The organism is Hoeflea ulvae (genome assembly GCF_026619435.1).
Classification (GTDB): domain Bacteria; phylum Pseudomonadota; class Alphaproteobacteria; order Rhizobiales; family Rhizobiaceae; genus Hoeflea; species Hoeflea ulvae.
Genome location: NZ_JAOVZQ010000001.1, coordinates 3,238,847 through 3,253,718, shown reverse-complemented (window position 1 = coordinate 3,253,718; position 14,872 = coordinate 3,238,847). Strand labels below are relative to the sequence as shown.

The following is a 14,872-nucleotide window of genomic DNA, read 5'->3' as shown; positions in this document are numbered from 1 at the left end:
GGTTGCAGCAGTCTTTGCCACGCTCGTCCGCTTCACCTCACGACGAGAGCCGGAGCTTGACCACGCCCTTCTTGATCGTGTCGAAGATCGGGGCGAGCTGCTGGCGGGACGGCGCGTCGAAGTAATGGGCCTTGGTGGTGGCGCAGTTTTCCAGCAATGTCCCTGTGCTGACATCGGGCTCCTCGAGCCGGATCGTGTAGATCTCGATGCCGTCCTTCTTGGCATTGGTGCAGGCGGTGAGGGTTTTCTTGTCCAGGGCGCTATTGGTCTGGCCGCTGGTCGCCGCAGTGAGGTTGTCCAGGCGCCCGTCGACCAGATAGCCCATGCTGGTGTAGCCTGAGCCCAGATCATTGTTGAGATTGCCGAAGGAATTCTGGCCGTCGGTCAGGAAGATCATGATCTTCTCGACAGAGCTGTCGCTTTCGCTCGCGCCGCCCGAGAAGGGTTCGCGGCTCGAAAGCACGCGCCAGCCCCACATGACGCCCTCGAGCATGTTGGTGGAGCCATTGGCCTCGAGTTTCTTGACCGTGTTCTTGATGTCCTGGAACTTCGTGGTCAGCGGCACCAGCGGTTCGACCTCGCAGCCGAAACCCGGACCCTTGGGGTCGTGCTTGTTGGAATAGAAGCTTGAGGCCGAATAGTCGGTCTTGGGCTTTTTCCAGAGCAGCGTCTGCAAAATGGCATCAATGACGTTTTTCGGCGTTACATATTTGCCGGTCTGGCCATAACGGCTGAGCTGCTTTTCCTTGTCGGTCTCCGTGGCGTTCTTGCCCTTGATCGGGGTGCCGCCGTCGGGAAGATAGGAATTGGGATATTTCCAGGCGTTGTCGGGTTCGTCGACCGCAAATGACGGCGTGAACAGCGAATTGACGTCGGTCAGGTTCGGTTCGGTGTCGTCGACATCATGCTGAATCTTGCCCTTGGGTATCCGCGTTTCCACACAGCCGGGCCATTTGATCTTCAGCTGCTTGTAGAGCGCGAAGCGGCTGAAATTCGAGGGCAGGTCGGATTGGGGGATCGGCGCCTTGGCGTCCTGATCCAGCCAGTCCGCTCCATCCTTGACGACCAGGCCGAGGCCGTTGATGGTCGGCCCGTATTCAGGCCCGACATTGACAAAGCCTGCGTAGGGAACCAGCGAAAACTTGATCTGGTCCTTGTCGAGACCGAGGTCCGCCATGCCGTCGACCAGGCCGATCACGGCGTTCTGCAAGGATGTGAGCTTTCCGCCCTCCATCGAGCCGGTGGTGTCGAGCACCAGCGCGATTTCATAATTGGTATAGGCGAAGGTCGCTGCGGAGGTGACGCGGACCGGCGCCGACTTCTTTCCCATGACGCCACCGAACACAAGCGGCTTTTCAATGCTTGCATTGACGTTTGCGGTGCCGTCATTCATCACCACCGACACCTGTGCCGTGGTGAAATTGTAGTTGGCGGCGATGATCTGGCGTGCGATTTCCACGGCCTGCGCCTGGGTGATCTTGCCTTCGCGGGCAACGGCCAGGGCTGCCGCATCGGTGGCGTTCTGCAAGCCGCTTTTCTCGACGCTGAGGCCGACATAATCGATGGCAAGACCGCTGGCCAGCATGACCGGAACGGCGAGGATGCCGAAGACGAGACCGAAATTCCCGGATGTTTCATGAAGAAACTGTTTGGTTCTGCGCATGGTCGGCTCCCCCTGTCGGCATTTTCGAGGCCATCATCGATCCATGGGTGTTGAAAGCGGTCTGATGGATCCAGAAATGATTTTCCCGGGGCCAATTGTATGACTTAAGGTTAAAAAAACAGTTGCGGAATTTGGGACACATCTAACAGATATGATGTTTTGATGCAGGACCGTCTGCAGGCGCAGTAATCGCCACTGCTTTACCGCGTCGAAGGTGCCGACCGGACGGGACGCAAGCAGGGCAGGCGAGGTCGCGGATCGAGGGCCGCGACTTCGACAACAGGGGGTGCAAGCTGTTGCCTGGCGGTCGGGCTAGGCCCGCTCTTCCCAGACCTTGACCAGTTCGACGATGGTTTCCACTGACTTCTCCATGTCCTGAACGCTGATCCATTCCAGCGGCGAGTGATAGGAATGGCCGCCGGTATAGATGTTGGGGCAGGGCAGGCCCATGAAGGAGAGGCGGGAGCCGTCGGTGCCGCCGCGGATCGAACTGGTGACCGGTTCAAGGCCTGCGCGGCGGACGGCTTCGGTGAGATTGCCGACGATCTCGGGGTTGCGGTCGAGCACTTCCTTCATGTTGCGGTACTGTTCGGTGACGGTGAAGCGCATGGTCGAGCCCGGATAACCGGCCATGACCCCATCAGCAATCTGCCTGAGCAGGGCTTCCTTTTCGGTGAGGCCCTCATTGACGAAATCACGGATGATGAATTTCAGACTGGCCCTGTCCATCGAACCGCTGACATCGGTGGGATGGATAAACCCCTGGCGGCCGTCGGTGGTTTCCGGCGCAATCTCCCCGGGCAGGCGGGCGATGATGTCGCCGGCGATCTTGATGGCGTTTTCCATCACGCCCTTGGATGTGCCCGGGTGCTGGGCGACGCCGGTGATGTCGATCTCGACGCCGTCGGCGGAAAAGGTCTCGTTGTCGATCTCGCCAATGCGGCCGCCATCCATGGTGTAGGCGAAGGCGGCGCCGAGTTTTTCGATGTCGACCTTGTCGGCGCCTCGGCCGATTTCCTCGTCGGTGGTGAAGAGGATTTTTATCGTGCCGTGGCGGATCTCTGGATTGGCCAGAAGCGTGGCGGTGGCGGTCATGATTTCGGCGATGCCGGCCTTGTCATCGGCGCCGAGCAGCGTGGTGCCGTCGGTGGTGACGATGTCATGGCCGATCTGGTGGGTGAGATCGGGGTGCTCGCTGACCCTGATGATGCGGCTCACGTCGCCGGTGAGCTGGATGTCGCCGCCCTGGTAGTTCCGCACCAGGTTCGGCTTGACATTGGTGCCGGTGAAATCCGGCGCGGTGTCCATGTGGGAGCAGAAGCAGATCACCGGCACGTCCTTGCCGGTGTTGGACGGCAGCGTCGCATAGATATTGCCGTGCTCATCCATATGCGCATCGCTCAGGCCCAGCTCCTGCAGCTCGGCGACCAGCACCCGGCCGAGATCCTTCTGCTTCTCTGTCGAAGGCTGCGCGCGGGAATCCGGGTCCGACTGGGTATCGATGACGACGTAGCGGAGCAGGCGGTCTAAAACGGTGTCTGTCATATTGTGTGTCCTGTTCCTGTGTGCGGGGTGGTCATGCTATAGCGCTCCTTGAGGCTGGCGGAAATATCGCAAGCCTCGTCTGCGCCGGATTGTCCCACGCTTTGCGGCCCCAGCGATTGACTTCGCCGTGATTCCCCCTTAGAGACACCGCTGGCGCGAGGGTTCATTCCCTCGCGTTTTCTTACGTGTCCCGTGGACGGTTTGCACAAAGCGTGCGTCGACCGTCCTGTCAGGTCTCAAAAACAGGGGCCAGAGGAGGGCGCGTTTCCTTCAACCAGTTTGAGTACAAGCTGGTGCAACCGTTTGAAAGGAAATGCGATGAGCAAGCGCGAATCGTCAAAATACAAACTAGATCGCCGTATGGGCGAGAATATCTGGGGTCGTCCGAAGTCCCCGGTGAACCGTCGTGAATACGGCCCCGGCCAGCACGGACAGCGCCGCAAGAGCAAGCTCTCCGATTTCGGCATTCAGCTGCGCGCCAAGCAGAAGCTGAAGGGCTATTACGGCGATGTGTCGGAAAAGCAGTTCCGCAAGATCTACGACGAAGCCAACCGGATGAAGGGCGATACGCCTGAAAACCTGATCGGCCTGCTTGAGCAGCGTCTCGACGCCGTCGTCTACCGCGCCAAGTTCGTTGCAACGATCTTTGCAGCACGTCAGTTCGTCAATCACGGCCACGTCACGGTCAATGGCAAGCGCGTCAACATCGGTTCGTACCGTTGCAAGCCGGGCGATGTCGTTGCGGTCAAGGAAAAGTCCAAGCAGCTCGCCTTCGTCATCGAAGCGACGCAGCTGTCCGAGCGCGACGTTCCGGAATATATCGAAGTTGATCATCACAAGATGAGCGCAACCTTCGTGCGCGTGCCGAGCCTGAGCGATGTTCCTTACGCTGTCGTGATGGAACCGAACCTGGTCGTCGAATTCTATTCACGCTGATCCCTTTTTGTGGATCACGTCAGATCAGGCCGCCCTTCGGGGCGGCCTTTTTGTATCCGCCGTTTACCGCTGACCTTGCGCCCGGAGACAGACAATGACCGATTTGCAGGATGTTCTTGACGCCATCGCCGCCGAAATGGCCGAGGAGGCCGATCGGGGGATGGTGGCGCATTACATTCCCGAGCTCGCCAAGGTCGATGCCGCGCAATTCGCCATCTCCGTGGCGCTGCCGGATGGACGCGTGCTGTCGTCGGGTGACGCCGGCACCGGGTTTTCGATCCAGAGCGTGTCGAAGGTGTTCACCCTCGCGTTGGCGCTGGGCAAGCTTGGCGATTCTGTCTGGAGCAGCGTCGGGCGCGAGCCGTCGGGCAACCCGTTCAACTCGATCGTCCAGCTTGAGCAGGAAAAGGGACGGCCGCGCAATCCGTTCATCAATGCCGGCGCCATTGCGGTTGTCGATCTGATCATGGCCGGACACCAGCCCAAGGAAGCAATCGGCGAGATCATCCAGTTCATCCGTCACCTGGCCGATGATGATTCGATCCTGATCGACGAGCAGGTGGCGCGCTCGGAAACCGCCCATGGCGACCGCAATGCCTCGCTGGCGCATTTCATGCGCTCCTTCGGCAATATCGATCATCCGGTGGATCACGTTCTCGGCGTCTATTTCCATCAATGCGCCATCGTCATGAACTGCCGGCAACTGGCCCGGGCCGGGTTGTTCCTGGCGTGCCAGGGGCGTGATCCGGTGACCGGCGCGCAGGTCGTGTCGGAACAGCGGGCGCGGCGCATCAACGCCATCATGCTGATGTGCGGCCATTACGACGGATCGGGCGAATTCGCCTTCCGCGTCGGCCTTCCCGGCAAGAGCGGTGTCGGTGGCGGCATTCTGGCGATTGCGCCGGGCAAGGCCTCGATCGCGGTCTGGTCGCCGGGTCTCGACCGGGTCGGCAACTCCAAACTCGGCACGGCGGCACTCGAACAATTGGCCAGGCGGATGGAATGGTCTGTGTTCGGGGCTTGACTGGACCGGCCAAAGCCATCATCCCGTTGCCATGAGCGAAATCATCGACACTGTGGACATGCCGGACCTGGCAGCGGAGCTGACGCCGGAGGTGATGCCTGACCTGGTGGCAGGGTCCGGACCGTCGCTTTATACCGAGGCGCCCTCGAGCGTGTCGTTCAACAAGCTGCGCAAGCGGCTGATCCGCAATGTGCGCCAGGCGATCGAGGATTTTGCCATGGTCGCGGCGGACAGCGCGGGTTCGCCGCGTCCGCGCTGGCTGGTGGCGCTGTCGGGCGGCAAGGATTCCTACGGTCTGCTGGCATTGCTGATGGATCTGCAATGGCGCGGCATGCTGCCGGTCGACCTGATTGCCTGCAATCTCGACCAGGGCCAGCCGAATTTTCCCAAGCACATCCTGCCGGATTATCTCACGGCGCATAAGGTGCCGCACCGGATCGAATATCGCGACACCTATTCGGTGGTGACGTCAAAAGTGCCCGAGGGTGCTACCTATTGCGCGCTGTGTTCTCGGCTCAGGCGCGGCAATCTCTACCGCATCGCGCGGGAAGAGGGCTGCGAGGCGCTGGTGCTGGGCCATCACCGCGACGACATTCTGGAGACCTTCTTTCTCAATTTCTTTCACGGCGGGCGGCTGGCGGCGATGCCGCCGAAACTGCTCAATGATGATGGCGACGTGATGCTGCTCAGGCCGATGGCCTATTGCGCCGAAGAGGATCTCACGCGCTTTGCCGAAGCGCTGAAATTCCCGATCATCCCGTGCGATCTCTGCGGCTCGCAGGACGGGCTGCAGCGCAACGCCATGAAGGACATGATCGGCGATATCGAACGCCGCATGCCCGGGCGCAAGGATTCGATGATCCGGGCGCTGGCCAATACACGGCCTTCGCATCTTCTCGACCGGTCGCTGTTTGATTTCGCTTCACTTGCGGCAGTTCCGGGAAAGGCAGAGACATGACCACACTTGACCCGGCGGATATGGACTGGCTGGCGGCGCTGCTGATGGATGCAGGTGTCGAGGAAATCATGCCGCGGTTCCGCAATCTGGGGGATGGCGATGTGCAGCAGAAGACATCCGCCGCCGACCTGGTGACCGAAGCGGATGTGAATGCCGAACGGATGATCACGAAAGCCCTGCTGGAGCGTTTTCCCGAGTCGATCGTCATCGGCGAGGAAGCCGTGGCCGACAATCCGGGATTGCTCGACGGCTGGAGCAGGACAGACCGGCTGGCCTTCGTCATCGACCCGATCGACGGCACCTTCAATTTTGCCTCAGGTGTGGCCGCCTTCGGGGTGATGCTATCGGTGGTCAAGGACGGCGAGACCATTGCCGGGATCATTCATGATCCGGTCGGCCAAGACTGGATCATGGCGGAAAAGGGCGGCGGCGCGATCCTGCGACGGCTCGACGGACGCGAGAGCGCGCTCAGGGTGGCCGAGCCGGCCGGCGCGGTCAACCGGATGATCGGCTCTGCCTCGTGGCAGTTGATGCCGGAACCGGAACGCAGCATGGTGGCGCGCAATCAGGGCCAGTGCCTGGGCAGCGTGGCCTATCGCTGTGCGGCGCAGGAGTACCGGCTGGTTTGCAGCGGACATATCCATTTCGTGCTCTATCACAAGCTGATGCCCTGGGACCATCTTGCCGGGACGCTGCTCACCGAGGAGGCCGGCGGCCATGTCCGCCGCCTCGACGGCAGCCGCTATCTCCCCGAGCATCTTGGCGGCGGCGTACTGGCGGCCACCGATCCCGACAGCTGGAACATGGTGCGCGAGGCGCTGTGGCGCGCCTGAGGCTGACGGGCAACCCTCAGTCCGGCATGCCGACGCCGAACAGGCGGCCTTTTTCGGCAATCAGAACCATCAGCAGCGACAGGGCCGAGACCGCGGCATAGCCTGCGGCGAGCGGGAACACCGTGCCGTCATAGGCCTGGCCGATCAGCGCGCCGACGATGCCGCCCAGAACGGTCTGGGCAAAACCCAGTGTCGAGGACGCGGTGCCGGCGATGGCGCCGAGCGGTTCCATGGCGATGGAATTGAAGTTGGAGCCGACAAAGCCGAACAGCGGCATCATCAGGATCGAGATGCCGTAAAACAGCCAGAACGGCACAGGCCCCATGGCCGCCAGTCCCGCGAGCAGCGCCGCAAAGCCGAAATAGCCGATCAGGGCGCCATGGGAGAGCCGCCGCTGGCCGAAACGCCCGACCAGGCGCGAGTTGAGAAAGGCCGAGCCCGCCATGATGATGGCAACGGCGGCAAAGGCCAGGGGGAAATAGGTCCCGAGCTGGTAGATCTCGACATAGATCGGCTGCGCCACATTCAGAAAGCCGAACAGCGAGCCGAAAAAGAAGCTGGTCGCCAAAGTGTAGAACAGCGAAACGCGGTTGGACAGGACGATGGCAAAGGCCTGGCCGATGCTCCTGGCGGTCAGCGGCCTGCGGTTTTCCTCTTTCAGGGTCTCGGGCAGACGCTGCATGGCCCAGCCGCCGACCAGCAGCGACACCAGCGCCATGAACAGGAAGATGAGGTGCCAGTCGCCAAACAGGATCATCACCTGGCCGATCATCGGGGCGAAGACCGGCACCACCATGAACACCATCATCACCAGCGACATGGTCGAGGCCATGCCCCGGCCGGAATGGGTGTCGCGCACCACCGAGATGGCGATGACTCGGGTGGCGGCGGCGCCAATGCCCTGCAGGAAGCGGGCAACCAGCAGGAACTCGAAGCTCGGCGCGAAAGCTCCGGCAACGGCGCAGGTGGCGTAAAGAGCTATTCCGGCAAACAGCGGCGCGCGCCTGCCATAGCGGTCGGAGATCGGCCCGAAGAACAGCTGCGCCAGGCCGAAACCGATAATATAGGACAACAGCACAAACTGGATGCGGTTGGGATCGGTGATGCCGTAGCTGGCGCCGATATTGGGAAAGGCCGCCAGCATGATGTCGATCGCGACCGCATTGAGCGCCATCATCGAGGCGATGATGGCGATGAAATGCGGCCGGCTGATGCTCCCGATGGTCGCAGGTGGGCTTGCGGTGGCAGCTGTTGGTCCGCTCATGAGAAGGTTCATCCTATCGGAACCGGATGCGTATCGGCATCTGTTCATTGCAAAGCTGAACCCAGGCACCCTTCGCGGGGCAAGACTGCCGGAAGCCGATGCGGACTGGGACTCAGAAGGCTGGCCGTCGTGACCGGTGCCGACACTGTTCATAGCCGCGGCCCGGCCATCGGGCAAGCCTTGCAACAGCCATGGCAATCACTTGATTTTGACCACGCCGAGACGGCCTTGTTCCGCTTCGCCAAGACCACCTTACAGGCCGGTTTTGTGATGGCTGCACTATCGGGATACAGGCAAGGCGGCTACATTTGCAGACAGCATCGGTGTGAGGAGGGCGGCTCGGGAACCGGGCCCGCCGGAACAAAACGAGGAGAAAAACCGCGTGCAAGATATCGAACCCGTGCGCCTTGTCCTGATCGGGCTTGGCATGGCAACCCGGCCTCATCTCGAGGCCTTTACCGATCCGGCCTGTGGCGTGACGGTCGCCGGCGTCTACAACCGGAGCCGTGCCAAGGCCGAGGCCGTGGCCGAGCGCTATGGCCACCGGATATTCGACACGCTCGAAGAGATTGCGGACTGCCCGGAGGTCGAGGCGGTGATTGTCACCACTCCGCCCGACCAGCGGCGCGAGATCGTCGAGATGATGGCGCAGGCGGGCAAGCATATCCTGATGGAAAAGCCGGTGGAGCGCACATCAGCGGCAGCGCTGCAACTGGTGGAAAGCTGTGAACGGCACGGGGTGAAGCTGGGCATCGTGTTCCAGCACCGGTTTCGCGCCGGAGCGCAGCGGCTGGCCAGCCTGGTGGCCGACAAGGCCCTGGGGGAGATCGGACTGGTGCGGGTCGAGGTGCCGTGGTGGCGCGACCAAGCCTATTATGACGAGCCCGGGCGCGGCAGCTTTGCGCGCGATGGCGGCGGCGTGCTGATCAGCCAGGCCATCCACACGCTGGACCTGATGCTGAGCCTGACCGGGCCTGCCCGATCGGTTCAGGCGCTGTGCGCGACGACGCGGCTGCACGATATGGAAACCGAGGATTTCGCCACGGCCGGCGTCCGCTTTGAAAATGGCGCTGTCGGCTCGATTGTGGCGACGACCGCGACCTTTCCGGGCGCGTCGGAAACGATCACCCTGGACGGCACCCTGGGGACGGCAACGCTTGGCGCGGCGCGGTTGCAGGTCGCATGGCGCGACGGCCGCACCGAGGAGACCGGAGAGCTGTCGGGCACCGGGGGCGGGGCCGATCACATGGCGTTTCCGTGCGACTGGCACAAGGCGCTAATCGCCGATTTCGCCGCTGCAATCCGCAGCAACCGGCCGCCCTGCATCACCGGCCGCGAGGCGCTGAAGGTTCATGCGCTGATCGATGCCATGATCAGGTCCTCGGCGGAGGGCGCGGTGGCGCCGGTGGCTTCGATCGCGGACGCGCCATGAGCGGCACGCTCGATTTCGCGGTTCTGGGGCTTGATCACCGGCACGCCTATGGCATGTCGGAAGGCATGATTGCAGCCGGGGCCCGGATGTGTGGCTACTGGACCGATGGCGAACCGGTGCCTTTGCCTGGATTTCGCAGACGGTTTCCCGATGCGCCGCGGATAACCGAGCTGGACCGGATCCTCGAGGACGACAGCATAAGGCTGGTGCTGATCGCCTGCGCGCCCGAACACCGGGCCGAGGTGGCGATCAAAGCCATGCGATGCGGCAAGGATGTGATGGTCGACAAGCCGGGCTGCCTGACGCTTGCGGAGCTGGAGGCTGTCGAAACCGCTGTCAAGGAAACCGGGCGGATCTGGTCCATCAATTTTTCCGAACGGTTCGAGGTCCGGGCGACAACGGTCGCCACGGAACTCGTCCAGGCCGGCGTTATCGGCGAGGTGGTGCAGACCATGAGCCTGGCGCCGCACCGGCTGAACATCGCCACCCGGCTGGACTGGTTTTTCGAGCCGGCGCGCTATGGCGGCATTCTGGGCGATATCGGCACGCACCAGATCGACCAGTTCCTGCATTTCGCGGGGCGTGAGGGGGCGGATGTGGTGCATGCGGCGGTGGGCAATTTCGCCAATCCCGGCAAGCCGCAATTCGAGGATTTCGGCGAGATGGCGCTGGTCAATGCGCGCGCCCAAGGCTATGTGCGGCTTGACTGGTACACGCCGGACGCGCTGCCCAACTGGGGCGACGGGCGCCTGTTCATCCTCGGCACCGAGGGCAATATCGAGTTGCGCAAATATGTCGATGTGGCCGGACGCGAGGGGACGGATCATCTGTTCGTGGTCAACAGGACTCGCTGCGAGCACATCGATTGCAGCAGCGCGGACTTGCCCTATTTCAGCCAGTTGGCGGCCGATATCCGCGACCGGACCGAAACCGCCTGCAGCCAGAACCACACCTTCCAGGTCTGCCGCCTGGCGCTGAAAGCGCAGACCATGGCGGTGCGGCGGGGCAACCTTGCCTGAAGCCACGCTTCGGGATGTGCAGCCGGTGGCCAGCCAGATCAGCGGCCGTCATAGACCAGCGGGAAATCCGCCGGATCGGTCTCGATGCCATCGCAGACCGTCTTTTCGCGGAATTCGACCAGTCTGAACTCCACGGTTTCACCCTCGGCATCCACGAGCTGGAACTTGTCGAAGGAGCCGCAATCGCCGCCGCGCTCCAGCGAATAGGAGGTGACTGTGCCGGTTGCCGGATCGACACCAGCATTGAGCAGCCCGGCGTAATCGGCAATGTCGAGGCCGGGTGGGCCGGGAAACAGCAGGACCGTGGCGTGGTCGGGGTGATAGGTCCAGCTCACCGCAAACACGCTCGACCCATGGCTGGCGTAGAGATTGCAAGGCACTTCCCACAAAGTCATCTCGTCGGAGATGGAATAGGCCGAGGAAAAACCGGCGGTGTTTTCCGGCTCGCATTCGGGCGCTTCGGTGGCGATTGCGCGCAGCACCGGCGCAGGCACGCTGTCGAGGCTGTCAAAGCCGACGGACGCGCCCAGGCTGAGCCGGTTGTCCGCCTGCGCACCGGACGCGCTCGCGGTTCCGGGACAGCCGTTGAGGCCCTTGACGCGGATGGAGAAGGGAAACTTGTCGTCGCGCAGGAAGGTCAGCCGCGCGTCGGAGATCGCAATTCCCGCATCGGTGCGGGCCTGCTCGAAGATCTCCAGCATCACAGTGAGCTTGCTGTCCAGATCGCGGTAGAGCCGGAACGGTTCGATCAAGCCGGTGTCGGCCGAACCGATATCGACCGGCGACACTTCGATGATCTCGTCGCCGATCTTGACCCAGGCCGGCAGGGCCTCGCCATCGGGTATCGGGGCAAACAGCACATAGGCATATCGATCCTCGTCCGGGTCGCGATTGTGCTGCCACAGGCCGAACCGGCAGCCGTCCCAGCCCTCGATCACGTTCTCGCCAAACAGCCTGAGATTGATCTCGTTGGCCTCGTTGGCGCGGGCCGGCAGCGGCGCGAGTGCCAGGATGAAAGCCATCAGGCTGATCAGGATTCTCGGACGCATCGGCGGCTCCTCTTCAGTGGGTTTGCTCGTCCCTGGCTGCGCGGACCGGATCGATGACCCGCCAGCCGAAGCTGAGAAAGGGTTGCGCGGCCTCGGCCAGATCGACCAGGTCCTCGAGCAGGGCGGTGCCCTTGAGGCGGCCGGATGAAAATCTGCGCGACAATGTCAGGTGCCTGAGCCGCAGCAGGGCGACGGTTTCGGGATCGGTGACCGCTTCGAAACCGCGCGGCGTGCGCTTGAGGCTGTCTTCCTGGTCGAACACAAAGCCCGCATCGAGCAAGGGCTTGAGGGCAGCGTCCAGTTGCGATTTGCGCGAGACAATGGCCTCGCGGAAGGCGCGCAGCTCATCCGGTTCCATCGCGTAGAAGCCGACCGACAGGAAGCTGTCATCGGGAGAGACGTGGAAATAGAGCAGCCCCTGGTCCTTCTTGGTGCCCGAGCGGGTGACCACGGCGCTGACATGGGTGTTGTAGGGGTGTTTTGCCTTGGCAAAGCGGACGTCGCGATTGATGCGGAAGGTCGAGGTCTTGCGGGCGCAGGTGAGCGGGATCTTCTTCTGAGCCAGCCGTCCGGCCAGATCATCGATCAGGCGGCCGCGTGGTTCATTGAGATGCTCTTCGAACATCGCCTTGTTGTCGTGAAACCATTCCCGGTTCTGGTGAAAGCCGAGCGCCTTGAGGAAGGGCAGGGCCTTGTCGCCAAAACCGGTATAGCTGCCGTCGCTCATTGGCCGGCGTCCAGCGCCTCGGTGTAGCCCGACAACGTGCCGTTGATGACATAGCGCAGGATCGAGACCACCTGATCCGGGGTCTTGGCGACGGCCAGGGCTGCCGCATCGACTTCCTTGAGCGCATGGGCATGCTCGTCCTGATGCAGGATGATCAAGGGTTTGCCGAGCGCTGCCGCGTAGCCCGCGTCAAAGGCCGCGTTCCACTGCTTGTATTTCTCGCCGAAGCGGACAACGACGACATCGGCCTTTTCGAGCAGCGTGCGGGTGCGGATGGCGTTGATCTGCGCGCCCTTGTGGTCGTGCCAGAACTTGTCGGGCTCGGCGCCGAGGATGGCGACGCCGACATCATCGGAGGCCTCGTGATGGGTCACCGGCGCGCTGAAGCTGACCGGAAGCCCGGCCTGTTTGGCGCCGGCTTCGATCTGTTCGCGCCAGTCGGAATGGATCTCGCCCGAGAGATAGATGGTCCAGGTCATGATCAGGTCTCCAGTCGCAATTTCTTCGAAAGGTGGGGCGGTGCCGCAAGGGCTGTGCCGCTGAAACGAAAAGAGGCGGAAAATCCGCCTCTTGCCGTATCATATGGGGCCTGCAGTCAGGCGGCTTTGACCGGAACGCCGGCTTCGTTCATGTGCTGCTGCAGCTCTTCGGACTGGAACATTTCCCGAATGATGTCGCAGCCGCCGACAAACTCGCCCTTGACGTAGAGCTGGGGAATGGTCGGCCAGTTGGAATATTCCTTGATGCCGTTGCGCAGGCTGTCGTCCGCAAGCACATTGACGCCCTTGTAGGGAACGCCGAGGTAATCGAGAATCTGGACGACCTGTCCCGAAAAACCGCATTGCGGAAATTGCGGCGTGCCCTTCATGAACAGCACCACGTCATTGCTTTTGACTTCGTTGTCGATGAATTCATTGATGCCGGACATCGTAAGATCCTTTCAGAACGTGTGGCCACGATATTTCTTATCCATCAGATAATGCACGGCGCATGACAAGACAAGCAGGCCCGCTCTATAAGTGATCGGATGAGGTCAGGTCGCATCGGACAATTCGTGTTGGTTTTGCTGGCAATTGCCGGCCTGTGGACCCTATGGACATTGATACAGCGGCCTTCGGAGCGGATTGCGCCCGGGCCGGGGGTGAAGGATCAAGCCGGGAGCGGGGATGTGCCAGACAGACCGGATATCTGTGAAGAGATCGTGTTTGAGGGCGCGCGCGCCAGTGTCTGCGTGATCGACCCGGCGCTGCACGAGGTGGCACTCGTCTATCGCGGGACCGACAACCGGCCTTACGGCAGTGTGCCAAAGGCGGTTGCGGCACTGGCCGCTCACGGACGGATACCGGTGCTGGCGATGAATGCCGGCATGTATCATGCGGACATGACGCCGGTCGGGCTCTATGTCGAACAGGGTGTGGAGCTTGCGCCGCTCAACACCGGCACTGCGTTCGGCAATTTCTTTCTCAAGCCCAATGGCGTGTTCTATCTGCGGGATGACGGACAGGCCGGCGTGATGGAGACCGAAGCCTATAAGTCCGCCGGGATCAGCCCGGCTTTCGCCACCCAGTCCGGCCCGATGCTTGTGATCGATGGCGCGATCCATCCGCGGTTTCTGCCCGATGGCACGACACGCTATATCCGCAACGGGGTGGGCGTTCGCGAAGACGGCAAGGTGGTGCTGGCGATCACCCGCGACCCGGTCAGCCTCGGCGTTTTCGCACGGCTGTTTCAGCAGGCTGCGGATTGCCCCAATGCGCTGTTTTTTGACGGCGGGGTTTCAAGCCTTGCCTGGGGCGAACATATGGAAATCGATTCGGGCGAGCCGGCGGGACCAATCGTGGCGGTGTTTGCCAAGGACGGGGGCTGAGCGCGGGCGGCACGGAACCTATTTCCTGCGGCTCCGCGCGCTCTTGCGCCGTTTGCTCCGGCTGCTGGTCCGGCGCGTCTTGGCGCGGCTGCGTGCCGGTTTCTTTCCGGTCAGCGCCTCCATCAGCACCTTCTCGATGGTGGATGTGGTGGTGGAGCGCTTGCGCCGGCTGGTCGATTTCCGGCGGGTGGTCCTGCGACGGGTGGTGCGGCGGCGTTTTCGGGTCACCGCACCCTTGGCCATTCCGTCGGCGAGGCCGTCGATGATCTCGCTCAGAAGGCCGTCGAGAAACCCCGCCACCGGTACTGCCTAGTCCGGAACACTGGTCTGCAGCGCCAGGGCATGCAGCACGCCGCCCATATTGCCTTGCAGTGCGTTGTAGACCATCTGATGCTGCTGCACGCGGCTCTTGCCGCGGAAGCTTTCGGAGACCACTTCCGCTGCATAGTGATCGCCATCGCCGGCCAGGTCGCGGATGGTGATCTGGGCGTCGGGTATTCCCGACTTGATCAGTTTTTCAATATCGCCAGCATTCATTGCCATCGTTCAGGCTCC

At 62.2% G+C, this 14,872-nt stretch carries 16 protein-coding genes; 7 read left to right on the top strand and 9 right to left on the bottom strand.

The features are described from left to right. Nucleotides 1–37 precede the first annotated feature (37 nt). Together OEG82_RS15435 and pepT are read right to left on the bottom strand one after the other, a co-directional pair. Nucleotides 38–1,663 (bottom strand): vWA domain-containing protein, encoded by a 1,626-nt coding sequence (locus OEG82_RS15435; protein ID WP_267613279.1) that lies wholly within the window; start codon nt 1,661–1,663, stop codon nt 38–40. 312 nt (nt 1,664–1,975) lie between these two features. Then, a complete protein-coding gene (pepT, locus tag OEG82_RS15430; RefSeq protein ID WP_267613278.1) occupies nt 1,976–3,208 on the bottom strand; it encodes a peptidase T in 1,233 nt (410 codons plus the stop codon). A 318-nt stretch (nt 3,209–3,526) separates the two neighbouring features. Between pepT and rpsD the strand changes: the two genes are divergently transcribed. The 4 genes from rpsD (at nt 3,527) to OEG82_RS15410 (ending at nt 6,959) form a co-directional block, all read left to right on the top strand. After that, a complete protein-coding gene (gene rpsD / locus OEG82_RS15425) occupies nt 3,527–4,144 on the top strand; it encodes a 30S ribosomal protein S4 (RefSeq protein ID WP_267613277.1) in 618 nt (205 codons plus the stop codon). Nucleotides 4,145–4,238: 94 nt separating this feature from the next. Further along, nucleotides 4,239–5,168 (top strand): glutaminase, encoded by a 930-nt coding sequence (locus OEG82_RS15420; RefSeq protein WP_267613276.1) that lies wholly within the window; start codon nt 4,239–4,241, stop codon nt 5,166–5,168. A gap of 94 nt (nt 5,169–5,262) precedes the next feature. Next, nucleotides 5,263–6,126, top strand: a complete 864-nt coding sequence (ttcA, locus tag OEG82_RS15415; protein ID WP_267614970.1) for a tRNA 2-thiocytidine(32) synthetase TtcA — start codon at nt 5,263–5,265, stop codon at nt 6,124–6,126. Continuing rightward, nucleotides 6,123–6,959 carry an inositol monophosphatase family protein gene (locus tag OEG82_RS15410; RefSeq protein ID WP_267613275.1) on the top strand — a complete coding sequence of 279 codons (837 nt, stop codon included), beginning with the start codon at nt 6,123–6,125 and terminating at the stop codon, nt 6,957–6,959. The genes ttcA and OEG82_RS15410 overlap by 4 nt, the downstream gene beginning before the upstream one ends. A gap of 16 nt (nt 6,960–6,975) precedes the next feature. Here the strand turns inward: OEG82_RS15410 and OEG82_RS15405 are convergent, their stop codons facing one another. Next, on the bottom strand, nt 6,976–8,223 hold the full coding sequence (locus OEG82_RS15405) for a multidrug effflux MFS transporter (protein ID WP_267613274.1): 1,248 nt from the start codon (nt 8,221–8,223) through the stop codon (nt 6,976–6,978). Between the two features lie 382 nt (nt 8,224–8,605). Between OEG82_RS15405 and OEG82_RS15400 the strand changes: the two genes are divergently transcribed. Both OEG82_RS15400 and OEG82_RS15395 read left to right on the top strand, forming a co-directional pair. Beyond that, entirely contained in the window at nt 8,606–9,655 is a 1,050-nt protein-coding gene (locus tag OEG82_RS15400) for a Gfo/Idh/MocA family protein (RefSeq protein WP_267613273.1), read from the top strand. Further along, a complete protein-coding gene (locus tag OEG82_RS15395) occupies nt 9,652–10,674 on the top strand; it encodes a Gfo/Idh/MocA family protein (protein ID WP_267613272.1) in 1,023 nt (340 codons plus the stop codon). Before OEG82_RS15400 ends, OEG82_RS15395 begins: the two co-directional genes overlap by 4 nt. A 38-nt stretch (nt 10,675–10,712) precedes the next feature. Here the strand turns inward: OEG82_RS15395 and OEG82_RS15390 are convergent, their stop codons facing one another. The 4 genes from OEG82_RS15390 to grxD form a co-directional block, all read right to left on the bottom strand. Further along, nucleotides 10,713–11,723, bottom strand: coding sequence for a DUF1176 domain-containing protein (locus OEG82_RS15390; RefSeq protein ID WP_267613271.1), 1,011 nt, complete (start codon nt 11,721–11,723; stop codon nt 10,713–10,715). Nucleotides 11,724–11,736: 13 nt separating this feature from the next. After that, on the bottom strand, nt 11,737–12,450 hold the full coding sequence (locus OEG82_RS15385; RefSeq protein WP_267613270.1) for a TIGR02453 family protein: 714 nt from the start codon (nt 12,448–12,450) through the stop codon (nt 11,737–11,739). Next, nucleotides 12,447–12,929: a YtoQ family protein gene (locus tag OEG82_RS15380; RefSeq protein ID WP_267613269.1), complete on the bottom strand. Its 483-nt coding sequence runs from the start codon at nt 12,927–12,929 to the stop codon at nt 12,447–12,449. Before OEG82_RS15380 ends, OEG82_RS15385 begins: the two co-directional genes overlap by 4 nt. 116 nt (nt 12,930–13,045) lie before the next feature. After that, complete coding sequence (gene grxD, locus OEG82_RS15375) at nt 13,046–13,378, bottom strand: Grx4 family monothiol glutaredoxin (protein WP_267613268.1); 333 nt, start codon at nt 13,376–13,378, stop codon at nt 13,046–13,048. A gap of 240 nt (nt 13,379–13,618) precedes the next feature. On the opposite strand from grxD, the gene OEG82_RS15370 reads away from it, so the two are divergent. After that, complete coding sequence (locus tag OEG82_RS15370; RefSeq protein WP_267613267.1) at nt 13,619–14,317, top strand: phosphodiester glycosidase family protein; 699 nt, start codon at nt 13,619–13,621, stop codon at nt 14,315–14,317. A gap of 18 nt (nt 14,318–14,335) precedes the next feature. Here OEG82_RS15370 and OEG82_RS15365 read toward each other — a convergent pair whose 3' ends face one another. Then, nucleotides 14,336–14,617, bottom strand: a complete 282-nt coding sequence (locus tag OEG82_RS15365; RefSeq protein WP_267613266.1) for a hypothetical protein — start codon at nt 14,615–14,617, stop codon at nt 14,336–14,338. Nucleotides 14,618–14,626: 9 nt separating this feature from the next. Next, nucleotides 14,627–14,860 (bottom strand): BolA family transcriptional regulator, encoded by a 234-nt coding sequence (locus OEG82_RS15360; RefSeq protein WP_267613265.1) that lies wholly within the window; start codon nt 14,858–14,860, stop codon nt 14,627–14,629. Nucleotides 14,861–14,872 lie beyond the last annotated feature (12 nt).

Coding starts and splice junctions, on each gene's coding strand:
- OEG82_RS15360 (WP_267613265.1), bottom strand. CDS start 14,860: ATGGCAATGAATGCTGGCGATATTGAAAAACTGATCAAGTCGGGAATA.
- OEG82_RS15390 (WP_267613271.1), bottom strand. CDS start 11,723: ATGCGTCCGAGAATCCTGATCAGCCTGATGGCTTTCATCCTGGCACTC.
- OEG82_RS15395 (WP_267613272.1), top strand. CDS start 9,652: ATGAGCGGCACGCTCGATTTCGCGGTTCTGGGGCTTGATCACCGGCAC.
- OEG82_RS15435 (WP_267613279.1), bottom strand. CDS start 1,663: ATGCGCAGAACCAAACAGTTTCTTCATGAAACATCCGGGAATTTCGGT.
- OEG82_RS15380 (WP_267613269.1), bottom strand. CDS start 12,929: ATGACCTGGACCATCTATCTCTCGGGCGAGATCCATTCCGACTGGCGC.
- OEG82_RS15420 (WP_267613276.1), top strand. CDS start 4,239: ATGACCGATTTGCAGGATGTTCTTGACGCCATCGCCGCCGAAATGGCC.
- OEG82_RS15405 (WP_267613274.1), bottom strand. CDS start 8,223: ATGAGCGGACCAACAGCTGCCACCGCAAGCCCACCTGCGACCATCGGG.
- OEG82_RS15385 (WP_267613270.1), bottom strand. CDS start 12,450: ATGAGCGACGGCAGCTATACCGGTTTTGGCGACAAGGCCCTGCCCTTC.
- OEG82_RS15410 (WP_267613275.1), top strand. CDS start 6,123: ATGACCACACTTGACCCGGCGGATATGGACTGGCTGGCGGCGCTGCTG.
- ttcA (WP_267614970.1), top strand. CDS start 5,263: ATGCCTGACCTGGTGGCAGGGTCCGGACCGTCGCTTTATACCGAGGCG.
- grxD (WP_267613268.1), bottom strand. CDS start 13,378: ATGTCCGGCATCAATGAATTCATCGACAACGAAGTCAAAAGCAATGAC.
- rpsD (WP_267613277.1), top strand. CDS start 3,527: ATGAGCAAGCGCGAATCGTCAAAATACAAACTAGATCGCCGTATGGGC.
- pepT (WP_267613278.1), bottom strand. CDS start 3,208: ATGACAGACACCGTTTTAGACCGCCTGCTCCGCTACGTCGTCATCGAT.